This is a genomic window from Nostoc sp. C052, from assembly GCF_013393905.1.
Taxonomy (GTDB): Bacteria; Cyanobacteriota; Cyanobacteriia; order Cyanobacteriales; family Nostocaceae; genus Nostoc.
The window spans coordinates 319,794-336,770 of record NZ_CP040272.1; the positions used below are offsets into that span (position 1 = coordinate 319,794).

General features: G+C 40.0%; 16 protein-coding genes. 7 read left to right on the forward strand and 9 right to left on the reverse strand.

Features of this window, described 5'->3' with window-relative positions:
- Positions 1-13 precede the first annotated feature (13 nt).
- Together FD723_RS01350 and FD723_RS01355 are read right to left on the reverse strand one after the other, a co-directional pair.
- Positions 14-1,012: a glycosyltransferase gene (locus FD723_RS01350; protein WP_179063758.1), complete on the reverse strand. Its 999-nt coding sequence runs from the start codon at positions 1,010-1,012 to the stop codon at positions 14-16.
- A 90-nt stretch (positions 1,013-1,102) separates the two neighbouring features.
- Positions 1,103-1,804, reverse strand: a complete 702-nt coding sequence (locus FD723_RS01355; protein ID WP_179063759.1) for a DUF6391 domain-containing protein — start codon at positions 1,802-1,804, stop codon at positions 1,103-1,105.
- Positions 1,805-2,112: 308 nt separating this feature from the next.
- On the opposite strand from FD723_RS01355, the gene FD723_RS42325 reads away from it, so the two are divergent.
- Both FD723_RS42325 and FD723_RS01360 read left to right on the forward strand, forming a co-directional pair.
- Positions 2,113-2,241, forward strand: coding sequence for a hypothetical protein (locus FD723_RS42325; protein WP_256875011.1), 129 nt, complete (start codon positions 2,113-2,115; stop codon positions 2,239-2,241).
- 389 nt (positions 2,242-2,630) lie between these two features.
- Positions 2,631-5,429, forward strand: coding sequence for a Calx-beta domain-containing protein (locus tag FD723_RS01360; RefSeq protein ID WP_179063760.1), 2,799 nt, complete (start codon positions 2,631-2,633; stop codon positions 5,427-5,429).
- A gap of 313 nt (positions 5,430-5,742) precedes the next feature.
- Here the strand turns inward: FD723_RS01360 and FD723_RS01365 are convergent, their stop codons facing one another.
- Positions 5,743-6,006, reverse strand: coding sequence for a helix-turn-helix transcriptional regulator (locus FD723_RS01365; RefSeq protein ID WP_099103136.1), 264 nt, complete (start codon positions 6,004-6,006; stop codon positions 5,743-5,745).
- A gap of 362 nt (positions 6,007-6,368) precedes the next feature.
- Here FD723_RS01365 and FD723_RS01370 point away from each other — a divergent pair, with 362 nt between their 5' ends.
- Both FD723_RS01370 and FD723_RS01375 read left to right on the forward strand, forming a co-directional pair.
- Positions 6,369-7,346, forward strand: a complete 978-nt coding sequence (locus FD723_RS01370) for a carbohydrate kinase (protein ID WP_179063761.1) — start codon at positions 6,369-6,371, stop codon at positions 7,344-7,346.
- 298 nt (positions 7,347-7,644) lie between these two features.
- Positions 7,645-8,076, forward strand: a complete 432-nt coding sequence (locus FD723_RS01375; RefSeq protein WP_179063762.1) for a DUF6006 family protein — start codon at positions 7,645-7,647, stop codon at positions 8,074-8,076.
- 40 nt (positions 8,077-8,116) lie between these two features.
- Here FD723_RS01375 and FD723_RS01380 read toward each other — a convergent pair whose 3' ends face one another.
- Positions 8,117-8,785 (reverse strand): polysaccharide deacetylase family protein, encoded by a 669-nt coding sequence (locus tag FD723_RS01380; protein ID WP_179063763.1) that lies wholly within the window; start codon positions 8,783-8,785, stop codon positions 8,117-8,119.
- A gap of 216 nt (positions 8,786-9,001) precedes the next feature.
- Here FD723_RS01380 and FD723_RS01385 point away from each other — a divergent pair, with 216 nt between their 5' ends.
- Complete coding sequence (locus FD723_RS01385) at positions 9,002-9,841, forward strand: RnfABCDGE type electron transport complex subunit D (protein WP_179063764.1); 840 nt, start codon at positions 9,002-9,004, stop codon at positions 9,839-9,841.
- Between the two features lie 4 nt (positions 9,842-9,845).
- On the forward strand, positions 9,846-11,228 hold the full coding sequence (locus FD723_RS01390) for a DUF2330 domain-containing protein (protein WP_179063765.1): 1,383 nt from the start codon (positions 9,846-9,848) through the stop codon (positions 11,226-11,228).
- 194 nt (positions 11,229-11,422) lie between these two features.
- On the opposite strand, the gene FD723_RS01395 is transcribed toward FD723_RS01390, so the two are convergent.
- Positions 11,423-11,974 carry a Uma2 family endonuclease gene (locus FD723_RS01395; protein ID WP_179063766.1) on the reverse strand — a complete coding sequence of 184 codons (552 nt, stop codon included), beginning with the start codon at positions 11,972-11,974 and terminating at the stop codon, positions 11,423-11,425.
- A gap of 171 nt (positions 11,975-12,145) precedes the next feature.
- Here FD723_RS01395 and FD723_RS01400 point away from each other — a divergent pair, with 171 nt between their 5' ends.
- Entirely contained in the window at positions 12,146-12,712 is a 567-nt protein-coding gene (locus tag FD723_RS01400) for a hypothetical protein (RefSeq protein WP_179063767.1), read from the forward strand.
- A gap of 1 nt (position 12,713) precedes the next feature.
- On the opposite strand, the gene FD723_RS01405 is transcribed toward FD723_RS01400, so the two are convergent.
- The 4 genes from FD723_RS01405 to FD723_RS01420 all read right to left on the reverse strand — a co-directional run bounded on the left by FD723_RS01405 (position 12,714) and on the right by FD723_RS01420 (position 16,884).
- The gene (locus tag FD723_RS01405; RefSeq protein ID WP_179063768.1) at positions 12,714-15,650 is read right to left on the reverse strand and encodes a UvrD-helicase domain-containing protein; all 2,937 of its coding nucleotides are present in this window, start codon (positions 15,648-15,650) and stop codon (positions 12,714-12,716) included.
- Between the two features lie 250 nt (positions 15,651-15,900).
- A complete protein-coding gene (locus tag FD723_RS42330) occupies positions 15,901-16,035 on the reverse strand; it encodes a hypothetical protein (protein ID WP_256875012.1) in 135 nt (44 codons plus the stop codon).
- Between the two features lie 214 nt (positions 16,036-16,249).
- Positions 16,250-16,618 carry a clan AA aspartic protease gene (locus FD723_RS01415; RefSeq protein ID WP_179068981.1) on the reverse strand — a complete coding sequence of 123 codons (369 nt, stop codon included), beginning with the start codon at positions 16,616-16,618 and terminating at the stop codon, positions 16,250-16,252.
- Positions 16,615-16,884: a hypothetical protein gene (locus FD723_RS01420; RefSeq protein WP_179063769.1), complete on the reverse strand. Its 270-nt coding sequence runs from the start codon at positions 16,882-16,884 to the stop codon at positions 16,615-16,617. The genes FD723_RS01415 and FD723_RS01420 overlap by 4 nt, the downstream gene beginning before the upstream one ends.
- Between the last annotated feature and the right edge of the window lie 93 nt (positions 16,885-16,977).

The following is a 16,977-nucleotide window of genomic DNA, read 5'->3' on the forward strand; positions in this document are numbered from 1 at the left end:
CTGCGGTTTGTTTCTATGATTTAAAATATTTCTTCCTCAGCTTCCCATATATCCTCTGAGAAAGTAATTTCGCCATCCGTATTTTCGTCAGACTCTTAATATTAGATGACTGCTGGATTTTGTGATCAAAAAACTCATTCAACTCATCCAGAATAACTTGGAGACGCTGAATAATATTTTCAGTCCGATGTTCAACCAAAAAATCTTCGGACAAGTTAAACAATACTGAAGATTCAATTACCTTGAGAATACGTTGCACATCATATTCTTTTGAATATCCAGCAATTTTATAGCAATTAAATCCCGGATCTAAGTAATCAGCCAATCCACCGTTGACACTAGAAAATACTTGACAGCCACAGGCAAGAGCTTCCATTGGTTGTAGACCAAATCCTTCACTAACGCGCTGTTGTGCCCAGTACTCAGCAGAATCATAAAGATAAACCTTAGCTCGGTTGAATAGTCCAGGTAAATCCTCTATGTATGAATCAACAACCAATACTTTACAATGTTTTTGCAACGCTGGAATCAATTCTTTAATTAAATACTCAGAAGACTTCCGAGCTTGAACTAAAACATCAATATCCCGTTCTAGACCTAAATTTTGAAACTCATCAGAAATTTGATTGGGCAAATAGTAAATCAAAGAATTGGGTGATTTCTCTCCCCAATATCCCATTGTGTAACGGCTAACAGTCATGATTGGAATACTTGCAGGTAGCCTAAATGGATAACCTGGACTATGTGCATGGTAAACAACATTGTATTGTTTAAGTTTAGCTACGAGTTGAGGTATATCAAATCCCCAACTGATCACAAAAATCACATCATTTAAATTTTTCTCTTTTAGCAAATCATCAATAAAAAGCTTATCTTTTTCCCGTTGACGGTAAGTTACAACATCAGCACTACAGAACTGCTGAACCAGATTAAGGGCTTTTAATTCAGCCCAAAGACCACCACAGGCAAATTTGCTATCTGTACCGGGGAGTAAGAAGTAAAGTTTTCTCATAATTTTTTTAGGGAAGTGGAGAGTAGGGAATAGGGAATGGGGGAAGAGAAGGAAACAATATCTTGTTCATTCTCCTAATTTCCCTCATATCTACTCTTGCCAGCCCACTTTAACAAAATGTGCCTCACGTCCCCAAACGTCGCGTGTACGGGTAATATTTTCAATTGCTAGGTTAAAAGGAATGGCAGTTGTTAGGTAACGCTGTGCCATAGAACCTAAATCAGGCGCGAGTTCTGCGGCTGTCGTTGCTGCTAACCCCAAACCTATAAGTTGCTCGATTGGTCGAAATGGTAGCAACAGATGCACACCCACAGCTAGTCCAGCCGTCAAGAGCATTGCTACTGATAAATTTGTGCCACAACGGGGATGTACAGCCAAATCCCATTCTCCGCTGGTGATGCGATGTCGAGCAAGTGTGACTGCACGCCGCAAATCACTAATATTTACCTCACCATAGAGGTAGAATCCATGTTCAGTAGACAAACCGCCTAATAGCTCATTATCTAGTTGAACATTAGTAGATTCTCCTCTAGCAGGATAGGCACTTTTTGATTCGCTAAGAACCCAAACAGTAGCATGTTCTAGGGCATGAACCTGCCGCAACATCAAAATTTCTTTCAACCCTGGAATAAACGATAGCTGTCTGAGTAAGTCGGCGTCTTGTGTGGGTTGCGGAAAGTCTGAAGATTGGTCTTCAAGACTCGGAATTTTCTCAGATACAGGTGTCGTAAAATCAAAGTTGAAAAATTCAAAGGGAGACGAGCTACCCTGAAAAGAAGCGGAAGTATTCATTGGAACACTACTCCCAAAGCCGATGGGGCAACATAGATTTCTTTCAAATGTAACGCTTACACCACTGAATTGTTGCCTCCTAATAATTATTATTACTGCAACTGGGGATATCTAATTCCTCAAAGTCATATCTGAACTGGGTTTGGCAAATTACACTCTTATCCAGGCTTGTCAATATTTAGATGTGTCGTTTGCCCTATCCTTATGGATGACTGAGTATGTTTGACTAAAACAATCTGCAAGACTTTATTAAGGAGTTTAATAAAGCTTTTGAGTTAATTGATTTCTCTGATTAGGCATGGTGTATCATGAATGTGATTATCCGTGAATTTCATGGAAGTGCTATTGCGATCGCTAGCCCTGATCTAGCAGCAGTTTTTGGTGCCGAAACTGAGAAAGTGCTATTAACAAAGCCATCTGATCAAAGTGTTGTATAAATTTGAGCCATTTCTAAAAAACTTCTAGGAATCCCAATAATAGAAAATATGGAGTCGTCATAAATTTAATTGATGGCTCAGACATGATCTCAAAGAGAAAGTACTTGGTTCGTAGTAGCCAAAAATTGCCTAGTCAATCGTAACTTAATTGATGAGTTTAGTTGTTTGACTGAATTGATCAGTTAAGTTGTTTTAGGCTACCTATTTGAGAGTTGTCGCTAACAGCCAGAAACGATTGATTAATAGACATCTCCGAAAAAGAACGTAGAGACGTAGTACTGCTACGTCTCTACAAGGGTTATGGGTAACGCATATTTAATTTCTGGAGATATCTAATTTTCATAATTCACATAACCGTCAATTTGTACATTACGTAAATAATAAATTTCATGAGCAATTTAATAAAACCCTTTTTCACGCTGACATCCAATCAACTGGGTGCTTTTTCTAGTTTAGAAAACTTCTGGGATTTGTTCGATATTGCCTTCGGTACACAATACGATCGTACCGTTGCAAAAACTGTGCGATCGCAATTGCAAGCTAGCGATTTTAGTCAACTTCCCCAAGTTGAGTTAGTTAGCAACAATATTCTGGGAAATACGAACCGGACTTATGCTGTCAGCAAGAATACAAATAAAGAGACGATTTTTGCTAATTCAGTCTCTAATGTAGAGAGTTCTCACTCCTTCTGTACAATTCCTCCAGTCGATCCAAAGCTAGTCAAAAATCAACAGCAACAGTCAGTAGCGAGTGTATCAGCTGCTTTAGATTTGTCTCAAACTTTCTTCCTAAACAGCTTACTAGGAGCTAACCAGACAATTTATTTAGATTTTAACGGGCATACCACCTCTGGTACTTACTGGAACACAAGCTACAAAGGTGGGGCTGATATCATTACTCCCGCTTTTGACTTTGACGATAATACAGCGTCCTTTAGTTCAGCTGAACTTGAAACAATTCAATATATCTGGCAGCGCGTTGCTGAGGATTTCAGCCCGTTTAATGTTAATGTCACAACCCAGGCTCCAGCAAATATCAATGATTTGATTAACAGCGGTAGTGGCGATACTCGCTGGGGTGTGCGTGTTGTGATTGGTGGTAGCAGTTACGATTGGTATGGTGGTGCAGCCGGAGGAGTCGCCTATGTTGGTTCTTTCAACTGGGATAGTGATACTCCCGCTTATGTTTTTAATAAACAATTGGGTAATGGTGACGAAAAATCTACGGCTGATGCCATTTCTCATGAAGTAGGTCATACTCTGGGACTTGACCACGATGGACGAATTACCCCCCAGGAAGAATACTACTATGGACACGGTAGTGGGGATACTGGCTGGGCACCGATTATGGGAGTAGGGTACTACCAAAACCTAGTCCAGTGGAGCAAAGGTGAGTATACTTCTGCTAATAATCTTCAAGATGATTTACAAATTATTACGACCCAAAACGGGTTTGGCTACCGAGCCGATGATTCTGGTGATACAATTGCTACAGCAAAGCCACTGAGCATTTCTGGTACATCTGTGAGTGGTAGTGGCATCATTGAACGTAATACAGATATAGATTTCTATAGTTTTGTCACGGGTGCTGGTTCCATTAGTTTGACAGTGAATCCCTTTAGTCAGGGCCCAAACCTAGACATTTTGGCAGAGCTATACAATTCTGCTGGTGTCTTAATTGCATCGTCTAATCCATCAGACCTACTATCTGCAAATATCACAACAAGTGTTGCGGCTGGAACTTATTACCTGAAAATTGATGGTGTGGGCAAAGGAAATCCTCTTTCTACTGGCTATACAGATTACGGCAGTTTAGGGCAGTACTTTATCAGTGGTAGTATTATCACTAATAATATTCCTGCGATCGCTCTAGCCGTATCTCCAAGTAGCGTCAATGAAGATGGAACCACCAACCTAGTCTACACCTTCACCAGAACTGGAAGCACTAGCGATGCCTTAACCGTGAAGTATAACGTTGCTGGTACAGCCACCTTCAATATAGACTACACTCAAAGCGGTGCAGTAAGTTTTGATGGAACCGCAGGAACTATTCGCTTTGCCGCTGGTGCAAGTACGGGAGTTTTGACTATTAACCCGACAGCAGACACGACTGTTGAAAGTAATGAAACCGTTGCTTTAACTTTAGCAACAGGCATCAATTATACTATCAGCACTACAACAGGCGTAACTGGAACCATTACTAATGATGATTTTCCATCCATCAACCTGAGTGCTAAACAGACGATAGTCGAAGGTTACACCACTCCTCAAAACGCTACTTATACTGTTAGTCTCTCCAACGCCAGCACCCAAATCATTACCGTTAAATATGCCACTGCCAACGGTACAGCTACAGCAGGTGTAGACTATACCAGCACCGCAGGAACTCTTACCTTCAATCCAGGAGACACAAGTAAAGTCATTAATATCCCGATTCTCAATGATTCCATTAATGAAGCCAATGAAACCTTTACTCTAACTTTGACCTCTCCCACCAATGCCAGCCTTGGTACAACCAAAACTGTTACAACAACCATAACCGATACTCTGACTGCCTCTGTGACTACCACCTTACCAACCAACGTCGAAAACCTCACCTTAACAGGCACGACAACAATCAATGGTACAGGTAACAGTTTTAACAACTTCATCTTTGGTAATAGTGTTAACAACACTTTGAATAGCAGAGCAGGCAATGATACGTTAGATGGGAATGTCGGCAATGATATCCTCAATGGTGAGGAGGGCAATGATAGTCTACAGGGTGGCCCCGGCAATGACGTACTTAATGGCGGGTCTGAAAACGATATCCTTATCGGTGTTTGGCCTGGTAGTCCCCTTGCACCTGGATTAGGGGAAATTGATAAATTGACTGGCGGAATTGGTGTAGATAGATTTGTCGTTGGGGATGCGACAAATGTCTTCTACAATGACGGCAATAATTCCAATGCCGGTTTGACTGACTATGCTTTAATTAAAGACTTCAACTCAAGTCAAGACAAAATTCAATTGAAAGGAGCAGCAAATCGGTATCTGCTGAGAGCATCTCCTATCTCTAGCGTATCTGGTACTGCTATCTACCTAGACACAAATAACAATTTGGCATTCAATTCAACCGATGAGTTGATTGCAATTGTTCAAGGTTCTACAGGATTGAATCTGACGGCTAGCTACTTCGCTTATGTTTAGTTGCGATCGCAACAGAATTCATTCCAAATTCTGTACGGCTGGTCTGATGATGCGGCTGTCGTGTGTTTATCCCCAGCCCACAATCCTACCTATTTTCTGCTGAATTTGCAAAGAAATTCTGATATTTATAGTTTCCGAGTCCGAGGGTCAGCTGGCTCCACTAACATAAACTCCAGCTGAGTGAAGGACTCGGAACTTTTGGTAGAGTGTTCACACTGAAAACTTAGGCGTGAAGATGGGAAAATCAGTAAAACTCAAAATTGGCTTGTAACTATACCAGACCAAAGCAATTACGTTGCTACTAGTAAATCGTTTATTCGATCTGGTTAGGCAGAGTACAGCAATTGACATCGTTCAAACAGACTTTGCCCCACTGTAAAGCCCAGCGGACAAGGGCTACTCGATTATCTGTCTCGGTCTTGGTGAGAATATTACTGATATGGTTATCAACTGTACGCTTGCTAATCTCCAGTTTTCCTGCAATCTCTTGGTTAGTTAAGCCAGCGGCTACTAAGTCGATAATTTGCAGTTCTCTGTCTGACAGACTAACGGGGGTCTCAGACTTGCCACCAGCCATGACTATTTCTATCCTCCCTTGGTATATGTACTCAATCGCTCTTTCTAATTCTAGAAGATTCTTTTCTTGGTAGGGGTTTCAAGTGTTAGCAGTAATAAGATTGTCAATATTTTCTTTGGATTTCAAGTTAGCATCCAGATAAAACACTCAGTCTTGAAAGTAATAAATATAGCTCAATAAAACGAAAATGTCGTCTAAGCACTTAGCTGAAATAAGTGAGATTAAAAGCATGTACATATTATATAGGTAGTAAAAATTGCCATTTAATTCTATTAAGGACTGGCGACAGATTAGCAAAAATCATTGTAGATTTTATACTGTAAATTCCTAATCCCAAATCTAAATCTAAAATTTAAAATGAGATGAGCAATCCCCGTGTTTTGTGCCTTGGTGAAATTTTGTTTGATTGTTTAGCCGATCAATTGGGGCTAAAGCTGGAAGAAGTGAAATCTTGGACTCCCTACCCAGGAGGGGCACCAGCTAACGTAGCCTGTGCTTTAGTCAAGTTGGGTACATCAGCGGGATTTATTGGAGCTGTTGGCGAAGATGAACCAGGGAATGCATTGGTCAAGCTATTACAAGATGTAGGTGTAGAAACGACGGGGGTACAACGCCATCCCACAGCGCCAACGCGGCAAGTTTATGTTACACGGGATCTGGCTGGCGATCGCACCTTCGCCGGATTTGGTCAGTATGATACTTCTGAATTTGCCGATACTCGCCTGCAAGCTAAACAATTGCCAAATTCATTGTTTCAAGAGGCAGATTTTCTGGTTTTGGGTACTTTGGAATTAGCCTATCCTGAAAGTGAAGAGGCAATTCACCGCGCTTTAGAGTTAGCAGAACATTACGACTTAAAAATTGTGTTGGATGTCAACTGGCGTCCTGTATTTTGGGATGAACCAAACATTGCCCATCAAAAAATTCCAGAATTATTTAAGCGAGTTGATTTTCTGAAACTCTCCAAAGAAGAAGCGGAATGGCTATTTGAAACCGCAGATCCCGGAGCCATCACTTATCGTCTAGCTTCCATTGAAGGGGTATTGGTGACAGATGGGGAAAACGGTTGCACTTATTGTCTGGGTGAGAACGAAGGCAAATTACCCTCGTTTTCCATTCCTGTAGTTGATACAACTGGTGCAGGAGATAGCTTTTTGGCAGGATTTATCCATCAGTTGAGTCAGTATGGTATCCACAGCTTGCGGGATGCAGAAATCGCAAAACGCATTGTCACCTATGCCAGTGCTGTTGGAGCGCTGACTACCATTAAAGCAGGTGCGATCGCTTCTCAACCTACAAATGCTGAAGTTGAAGCTTTTCTAGCCACACATCAACTTTAGGAGTTAGCACAAGCCGCTAGAGTATCAGCCAGCAAAGGCTGATATTCTCAATAGTCTATCAATAAATAATTCATGGATAAATTCACTGTAGAGACGGCGATTTATCGCGTCTCTTATTCATCGTGTCTGTCAAAATGAATTTGACAGACTAGTAGTTGGACTCTACAAAACGCATCAAAAGTCTTGAACATGAAAAAAATATTAAATCTTAATGCTTTAATTATCTGCATAAACAGCAATGCTGATACATATAAGTGAATAGAAAGTAAAAATTAGCTTAAGGTATTGGGAAAGCATTATGAAAAACATTACAAAATGGCTTTTGGGTTTGGCAATTGTTCCTGCAAGTTTAGTATTAGTATCTAGTCATGCTAAAGCCAGTCAAATAGCTGGTGAGTGGTTCTTTGGTCTCTGGGATTGTAATATTGACGGTAGACCAGCCCAAATGCAGTGGAAAGTAGTCGATGATCCACAAACTACTTGTAGTGGTGATGTTTGCTCTACGACTTCTGGTGTCCGTCTCGTCGGACGGTTTAGTGATAATGGTAGTGCGTGGGTTCCTCTAGGAAAACGTTTTTCCAGCACAAAAAGACAGGATTTAGGTATTCGTTATTTAGGTGCAGAACAAGATAACTGGTATCTCAAATACAACAGTCATACTAAAATCGCAGATGGTTGGACGACATGGCGGGGTAAGCGCTACCCACTGCAATGTCGTAATCGCAGATAAACTTTAATTTAACTTGACAGGCTAATACTAAAGTATGCTCTTAGGCTTGCTGCCACAGATTATCAATGCTCACAAACTCATAACCTTGTTGTAGTAGTTGCGGAATGAGAATTTGAATTGTGGCAGCAACATCTTGTCCACCGCAAGCACCATCATGCAAAACAATTATTGAACCATTTTTAACCTGCTGCATAATTCGCTCGATCACAGTGCTTACACCTGGACGTACCCAATCTTCTGGTACAACGCTCCACATCACTGGGCGGTAATTCCACTCAAAGAACAATTTTAAAGTAGCAGGTGTAAATAAACCATTGGGAGGGCGGACATCTCGCACTTGTTCGGGTTGCAGATTGCAGGCGTTGCAGATAGCAGCTTGGGTTTTTTCTAAAGTTTCCTTTAAGTCATTTGGGGAAAGTAAGGGAAAAGAGCGATGATCGTAGCCATGCAATCCGATCCAGTGTCCGCGATCGCTAACCGCTTTTGCAATGGCTGGTGAACGGTTGACGCAAACACCCAACCAAAAAAAACTCGCTGTAATCTTGTAACGATCTAATACAGCTAAGACTTCAGGTGTGTATTGGGGATGTGGCCCATCATCGAATGTGAGTGCGATCGCTTTAGTCTGAGAATTTCCACGCCAAAGACAGTTGGGAAAACTCGGCTGAAGAATGCGGTAGAAAATTGGGAATAGAGGTGCAAATTGCATCTTGAGTATTTCCGTAGCTTTCAAGAAATTTTATACATTCATTTCTCAAAACTGTCTAATTTGAAATCTATATCCCAATATATATCTATAACAATTGGGGACTTTTAGACTTAACTATCTTATTTTGTAACAAAATCTGTAACAGCAATGTTATTACAGCGAACTCTCGTCTAAATTGATGAGAAATCTACGGGTAATCCCGGAATTTACAGATTAATGTTGCTCAAAGATATACGAGATTATCAAATTCTATTTCTCGGCTTGTTCTTAGTCTTGGGAATCGGTACACGAGATTGGACGCTGCGACCAGAATTGATTGGGGTAGCGATCGCCACAAGTCTTGCAACCCAATGGATATTGTCATGGTTAGTAGGGAAAGAAGAAGTAACTAATCTTCGCAGTGCTTTAATTACCTCACTGGGACTCAGTTTGCTGTTGCGGGCTGATCATTGGACGACAATGGCGATCGCGGCAGTTCTTGCGATCGCCAGCAAATTTATTTTCCAAGTCGGCGATAAGCATTTCTTCAATCCCGCCAACTTTGGCATCATATCTGCCTTGATTCTCACCCCCGATGCTTGGGTTTCGCCGGGACAATGGGGTGAAGAGTGGTGGTATGGGCTATTATTTTTCGGCACTGGTGGCATGATTTTGCAGCGCGTTGGTCGTTGGGACACCACAGCAGCTTTTTTGGGTTCTTACTCTTTGCTAGAAGCCATTCGCAACCTCTGGCTGGGTTGGACTTGGGATGTTTACTGGCATCGATTGATGAGTGGATCTTTGCTGCTGTTCGCCCTATTTATGATTACAGATCCGCGATCGATCCCTAATTCCCGAATTGGGCGTGTAGTTTGGGCAATCTGCATCGCTGGATTAACCTTTATCTTGCGAAATTATTTCTTTATTTCCACAGCAGTTTTCTGGGCGCTGTTTGCCCTTGCACCTTTAAGCATCTTGCTAGATGTTCTCTGGTTAGCGCCGAGGTTTGCTTGGCAAGAGGGAGATGAGAAAGCAGAGGTGAATTTCTTACTCAGCACTAAAAAATTAGAGGTATAAAATAATGAAGTTTTTTCGACTTTTAACACCATTATTGTTAGCAATTGTAGCTGTTTTGTGGTTTGCACCCGCAGCTTGGGCATTTTGTGGATTTTATGTAGCCAAGGCTGATACAAAACTGTATAACAAAGCTTCTCAGGTGGTAATGGCGCGCGATGGCGATCGCACTGTTCTAACAATGGCAAACGACTTTCAAGGCGAAGTCAAAGATTTTGCAATAGTAATACCAGTGCCAACGGTGCTGCAAAAAGAACAAGTTCACGTGACTGAACCCAAGATTATCGAGCGCCTAGATGCTTTTAGTGCGCCGCGATTGGTAGAATATTTTGACTCAGATCCCTGTGCCCCAATAGGTAATTACGATCGGATGGATGCAGTACCAGCGCCATCTGCCGCCAGAAGTGAGGCTGGGAATGCAAGGGGCAATGCTAGTTTAGGTGTAACAGTCGAAGCTCGTTTCAATGTTGGCGAATATGACATTGTGATCCTCAGCGCAAAAGAATCTGGTGGACTCGAAACTTGGCTCAAACGCAATGGCTACAAAATTCCCAGAGGTGCGAAACAGTTACTTCAGCCTTATATTCGCTCCTCAATGAAATTCTTTGTTGCCAAAGTTAACTTAGATAAATTCGAGCAATCTGGCTACCAGTTCCTCCGTCCGCTACAAATTTCCTACCAATCGCCTAAATTCATGCTGCCAATTCGTTTGGGTATGATCAATGCCACAAAAGAGCAGGATTTGATTGTCTACATTCTCTCACCTCAAGGACAGGCAGAAATCACCAACTACCGGACTGTGAAAATACCCTCCAACGAGAATATTCCCTTGTTTGTCAAAGAAGAATTTGGAGAATTCTACAAATCCATGTTTCAAACTGCCTACACCAAAGAAGACAGGAAAGTTGGTTTTTTAGAATACGCTTGGGATATGAGTAGTTGCGATCCTTGTTCTGCTGAACCCCTAACCCCAGAAGAACTCAAGCAAGCAGGCGTATTTTGGCTAGATGATAATTCTGCAAGCGATGTGCCAGTCAGCCCCAGCTTTCGTCGTCCCTTTCCCAGAAGTAATAATGTCTTCATTTCTCGGCTGCATGTCCGCTACACCCGCGACAAATTCCCTGAAGACTTGATATTTCAACAAACTGCCAACAGAGAATCTTTCCAAGGGCGTTATGTTTTACAACATCCGTTCCAAGGGGAACTCAAATGTCAGGCGGGTAGAGAATATAAGCGGTCTTTGCCAAAGCGTTTTGAGCAAGAAGCCCAAACTTTAGCTAAACTAACCAACTGGAAAATCCAAGATATTCGTAACAAAATGAAGCTGAGTGTCGGTAATTTGAGATATTCTTGGTGGGAAAATTTATTGTCTTGGGTAGGATTGTATTAAAAACAATGGCTACGGTATAGGGACAAGTCCTAAATAATCCTTGCTTGGTAAGATACAAACCTTAGTAGGCAAGGATTTCGATTGAGTAAAATTATCAACAAATATGAACCCCATACCACAATATAGTTCAGAATGAGCAACAAAATACTTGTAGAGACGGCGATTTATCGCGTCTCGAAAGGCTGTAAATTCTCTTAGCTGTTAATAATTTGTTCCACAGCAACAAAAACATTTGGGAATACAAGCGGTTGAATTGTTCCCCCAGCTAATGTCAGTTTTGTTGCGTATTCTCCATCTAAGATTTCTCGAAACACTATCAGATGTAACTTTTTTAGATTAACAACCCAATATTCTAAAATACCGGCTTCTGCATATATTTTGCTTTTTGTCTCTAAATCTTTTTCTAAACTAGAGTTAGAATACTCAATCAACCAGAAAATGTTTTCTGGATATGGATGATGCTGTCGATACTCGCGTCCTAAAGGTTGAACAATGGCAATATCTGGTTCGGGTTCAGAGTTGTTGGGTAGGGTAATTGGTTTAGCATGACGAATTTTAGCTCGTCCAGTCAATAACTTTGCTAGATAGTCACCAGCTTCACCACTACTATAAGCGTGAGGCTCTCCTTCTGCGAAGATTTCGACAATTTCTCCTTTAAGTAGTTCAACTTTGCGATCGCTCAAAATGCCAGCGTCAATCATCCGGTGATATTCGTCAATCGTCCACTTAGCAACTATCACACTCATGACGATTGATTCCTCCCAATGATTCTTGATATTCTCCCATTTTAAAGGCACTTCATATCTGATTCAGAATCAGTCAATTGAAGATAAAGACATGCCAGAAAGCATGTGATAAAACTGATACACAGGCTGACATGAGAGCTTAGTAACTATAAAATAGTTGAGTATGTAATTATGTTAAGAGAAATTTCGTTGGTGTTGGCGCAGATTGCCGTAGGCATCGCTACTTTTGTTATTCCCTTGACTAGCTACACCCATAGTCAAGTAAATGCTACCACCGCTAACTATCAAATTTCTCAGAATACGAATAATCAATCAACAGGAATAACTATTGAACGTCTAGGAATAGGTGGAGTGAAACTTTCTATGTCCGAGACGCAAGTCAGAAAAATTTTAGGTAAACCTGTAAAAATAGAAAATGGCTTTATAGCTGCTATTGGTAAAGTTCGTACTCTGAAATATGCAGGCATCATAGTTGATTTAGATGAAGGTGCTAAACCAGGTAACTTTACTGTTTATCAAATCAAAGCAACTAGTTCTAAATATTCCACCATAGATGGTGTAAAAGTAGGTGACAGACAATCAAGAGTGATTATAACCTATGGAAAAACTGAAATATCCCAAGATGGTAAAGTTACCAATTTAAATTACATAGTTGAAGAACCTAGCCCTGGAGGTTTAAATTTTTCTGTTGAAAAAGGTAAGATAACAGAAATTTTCTGTTTTTATCTGATGAATTAAGCTAAAACTTTATTTCTAAATCGGCTTTAGGAATGTTGTTAATGATGGGAGTATATTCTCCTTGATCAACAAGATACTTTGCCAGCATATTCTCTAAATCGTCATAAAATCGCACCTCGATTCCACAAGCGCTAGAAATCCACTGAGCGTTATCAAAATATTGTTGGATTGAAAAATCCTGTGCAGGATAGGTACAACACCAAGCTGACCATTCAATTGTCCTCCAGGTATAGCCTTCAGCGTTAAGTAAATGTTTGATTGCATAAGTGCCGTTTCCACCTTTTCTAGCCTGATTACCCACTTTAACAGTAATGCACTGTATGTTTCCAACAAAAGGCGGATAATCTAACCAATCAAGTAAGTTAATTCTTTTCCTACTTTTTAATTCTTCAAGGAAAGGTGAGAAGTTTTTGGTTTCTGTGAGAATAAATAAATGCTCTACTGCACGAGTTAAGGCAACGTAAAAAAGACGACGCTCCTCATCAACTACTTGCTCAATGCTATCACCCAAAACACGGCTAAACATCAAATCAGGGTGTATTAATGGGTAACAACGAGGGACAGCATCAAGTATTATAACTACATCATTCTGAAGACCTTTATACTTGTGAGCGGTTGATATGCTTACAGCCTTTTTTGATTCTTCAGGAAGGTAGGAGCGTACCAAGTTTAAGAAGTTGTCGAGTACCTTATCTTTTGAGCTACCTTTACCATAATTTACATACCAAGGTAAACTATTCTTTCGGCTTAGTAAAACCACAGTTTTACCATCTTTAATAATTTTATTTACTAAGCGTAATATAGCAGGTGTTATATTGTCTCCTGGATGATCTTTTTGCTCGTTTAGATTTGGATTAAATTGTCCCATATCAGCAATTTCAACCGTTCCAAATATGGTTTTGTGGGCGCGTGCAGGAGTACCCAATCCATGCATCAATGTATTACCGATATCGACAATTGAAGTAGCAGAACGGTAATTAGTAGCTATATTGAGTTTTTGCGAAGGCTGGAAAAACTCCGCGAAATTCTGGTAAAAGCGAAGGTCAGAACCAGCAAAACCATTAATTGCTTGCCAGTCATCACCAACACAGAAAAATTGTGCTTGAGGATTTTGTTGTCGAATTGCTTCTATTAAATGGTGGAAAAGTTCTGAAAAATCTTGATATTCATCAATCAGTATGTATCGAAGACACTTTAAATCGCCAGTGCCAGATTTACGGCGAAATACAGTTTGTCCTGATGCGATAATTGCGGCAGCTTTTTGCATCAGTCCATCAAAATCATCCTCGCCTGTTGCCTGAAGCTGTTGCAAATAGGACTGATAAAACTTTTGTGCAAGCTCCAAAAAACGCTGCTCGACATCACTAGCACACTTATGATTATCAACGAGAGAGGCTAATTTTTCTGAAGTGAGGGAGAGTTTGCGACAACGCTGGATAAATCCTTCTACTACTTTGGTAAAACGGTCTATAACTCTAAGTCTAATTTTTGTCCAAATCTCGTCTTCAGTCAAGCGATCGCACTTTCTACCATAACTTTCAAGACATCGCTTGAGTAAAGCACAAAAACCTTCTACTTCCTCAAATCTGAGGGTTGTGGGGGATAATTCTACAAAATGCCAGTTAGGATGATTTCGCCAATATTCTCGCTTTTGTTCCGACATGAGATCGTAATCTGGATCGCCTTCTAGTCCAAAATATTCAATCACTATTCCCTGATTTTCTCCAGTAACAATCGTAAAATCAGGGCGATAATTAATGTCATTCCACCAAAAATTACGCTCGTATTTGTATGTAATGTCGTGTTCCAATAAAAAATTTGCAATTACTTTCTCACCAAAAGACTTGTAGTAGTTTCCGTCAAGCCCTTCTCTTGGCAATGAGCGACGGTAACGCAACATTTCTTCAGGACTTTTATCATAACCACCCCAAGCGATGCGCTCCCAGTCTTCACGAAAGTTCGCCATCATCAAAACGCGAATTTTTTCATAAACATCTGGCTTGCGGTGATACTCATAAATTACAGTCTGTAAAGCTTGGGCTTTGTTCTGTTGTCCATCTGGTTCATTGAAAAGAATGCTTTTTTCTGGATGAACTAAAGCATAAGCTAATGCATGGAAAGTCATTACATGAGGAATAGAGCTTTGTAATTCTAGAGTAAGGCGCTCTCGTATTTCTTCCGCAGCCTTGCGATTGAAAGCTAAAATTAATATTTCATTGGGTGTAACACCGCAATGTTTTTGTAAAAATAAAGCACGATTGACCAATGTTGAAGTTTTGCCACTTCCAGCCCGTGCTACTACTTGTATATGATCTTCCACAGCACCAATTGCTGCTGCTTGTTCAAGGTCAGGTGAGGAATTCAAGTTAGCTTTTACCCAAGATTGTACATAATTTAACTTTTCAGCTTGGTACTGTTGAAATGATATGTGTTCAGTATATTTAGTTTGATATAAGTTCTCAGCATTGAGAAAATCTTGCTCAAATTGTTCTTTTAACCTTATAAGTAAAGCTTGCTTTTCTACCCTTCGTCTCGCTATTTCCTTTCTTTTTGCTTCCTGTTTTTCTAATTCACGTTTTTCCTCCTTTCGTATTTCTGTTTTATATCTTTCTCTCTCTAGGTTTTTCGCTTGCATTAATAGAAGAATTTCTTCAGAACAAAAAGGCGGATCTATCTTATTGAATTCGCTAATAAATTCTTCTATTCTGAAGAATTTGCATCTGACACAATCTCTAGCTCCAGCAGAGTCTATTACAGTAATTCGTAAATCTACACGTATTTGTGATCCTTTTCCTCTATCGCACAATAAGATAATTCTTCCTCGTATTCCCGAAAAATTTATAACTTCTCTTCCAACTAAAAAATTCCAAAGGTTATCGTTATTACTTATTACTTCTGCAAAGCTTTGAACATTGTCAATCTGTAAACTGTTATCCATACTCTGCTTTACTCTTACTCAACTGCTTGCAGCGACTTAAGCGCCTATTCTCAGTTTTCCCGCAGAGGGAGCATAATTAACACCGAAGCAAAAATGGTATAAAGGATAAGGTTAAATTCATCTGCTGTTTGTGTTTTTGTCATATTAGTAGAAAACAAAAAAACGGTAGATAAGTTTTGTCTTCTACCGTTTTTTGAATATTGATTTTTATCTGCTCATTTAAATGAAGAACTGAAACTTACCTTTAACATTACTCTTCTATCAGTTGTCTCAGTTCATCGATATTTGAGGAAAACTTTAGTTCACTATTTTGCTGTTCTACCTGCGCTGCCTGAAAATTTTGATAAATCTCTTCACGCCTTTCTTCCCGTAGATATTGCTGCAATAACAGTTGAATTTCTAACTTTTCTTTTCTTCACTGGAAAGACTTTTAATTGCTTCAACTACGTCACTGAAGGTCATAACTTGAAACACTTTTTAGTGCTTATCAGATCAATTTAACATGGTAACGATAAAGCTAAAATTTTAAATCCTATTCAAATCCTTGGCTTAATAATTCTCATTGCTATTGATAGAAAGTCAATATATCCACAAAGCAACTACAATTCATCAATTGTTACTAAACCGCCCTCGATAAACTGTATGACAAGTTCATGCTCATCAAGTAAAGCAGTTCCTAATAAAGGTCGCTTTCCTGTCGCAAGTACATTAACTACCCTTTCTTCGCCATTCCAAATAATAACGGCTTCATGTACTCGTATATCTACCCAACTATTATCAGCTAGATTTGCAGGTAGCTCATACAGGAAAGGCAAACCCAACAAAACAACTGCTTCTGGTGGTAGACAAAGGTAATCTGTAAAACCTGTGTCTATAACAAATTCAATCGTAAAATCTGGTATATTTGGCAGTCTAAATTCTACATTAACAGTTGCGTGTGCATCCTTGACAATACCAGAAATTACTATGAATCACGCTCCAGAAAACCACAGAAGGAAACAGCAACTTTGTAACCAATGCGAATGCCAAAAAGTCGAGCTAATGGGTTTTTATTACGTAAATATCGTGCCGATTCTAAGCCTGTTTTATCAATTGCGTATTCACCTGTTTCTATATCGATAATCACCATTTTCCCGATGTTTTCCTCTCGTTCTACTTCTTGACGAATGCTATTTTCATATAATTCTTTCGCACGTCGTCCAACTTCTTCGCTGCTTAAAAGTATACTTTGCACGTTCTTGCTCCTTGGCTCATGTTGTATACTAATTCTACTACTAAGCTATAATTCAAAGCGGTTTAGTGAACGATATACTAACGCAGACCGAAA

Coding starts and splice junctions, on each gene's coding strand:
- FD723_RS01350 (WP_179063758.1), bottom strand. CDS start 1,012: ATGAGAAAACTTTACTTCTTACTCCCCGGTACAGATAGCAAATTTGCC.
- FD723_RS01355 (WP_179063759.1), bottom strand. CDS start 1,804: ATGAATACTTCCGCTTCTTTTCAGGGTAGCTCGTCTCCCTTTGAATTT.
- FD723_RS42325 (WP_256875011.1), top strand. CDS start 2,113: ATGAATGTGATTATCCGTGAATTTCATGGAAGTGCTATTGCGATCGCT.
- FD723_RS01360 (WP_179063760.1), top strand. CDS start 2,631: ATGAGCAATTTAATAAAACCCTTTTTCACGCTGACATCCAATCAACTG.
- FD723_RS01365 (WP_099103136.1), bottom strand. CDS start 6,006: ATGGCTGGTGGCAAGTCTGAGACCCCCGTTAGTCTGTCAGACAGAGAA.
- FD723_RS01370 (WP_179063761.1), top strand. CDS start 6,369: ATGAGCAATCCCCGTGTTTTGTGCCTTGGTGAAATTTTGTTTGATTGT.
- FD723_RS01375 (WP_179063762.1), top strand. CDS start 7,645: ATGAAAAACATTACAAAATGGCTTTTGGGTTTGGCAATTGTTCCTGCA.
- FD723_RS01380 (WP_179063763.1), bottom strand. CDS start 8,785: ATGCAATTTGCACCTCTATTCCCAATTTTCTACCGCATTCTTCAGCCG.
- FD723_RS01385 (WP_179063764.1), top strand. CDS start 9,002: ATGTTGCTCAAAGATATACGAGATTATCAAATTCTATTTCTCGGCTTG.
- FD723_RS01390 (WP_179063765.1), top strand. CDS start 9,846: ATGAAGTTTTTTCGACTTTTAACACCATTATTGTTAGCAATTGTAGCT.
- FD723_RS01395 (WP_179063766.1), bottom strand. CDS start 11,974: ATGAGTGTGATAGTTGCTAAGTGGACGATTGACGAATATCACCGGATG.
- FD723_RS01400 (WP_179063767.1), top strand. CDS start 12,146: ATGTTAAGAGAAATTTCGTTGGTGTTGGCGCAGATTGCCGTAGGCATC.
- FD723_RS01405 (WP_179063768.1), bottom strand. CDS start 15,650: ATGGATAACAGTTTACAGATTGACAATGTTCAAAGCTTTGCAGAAGTA.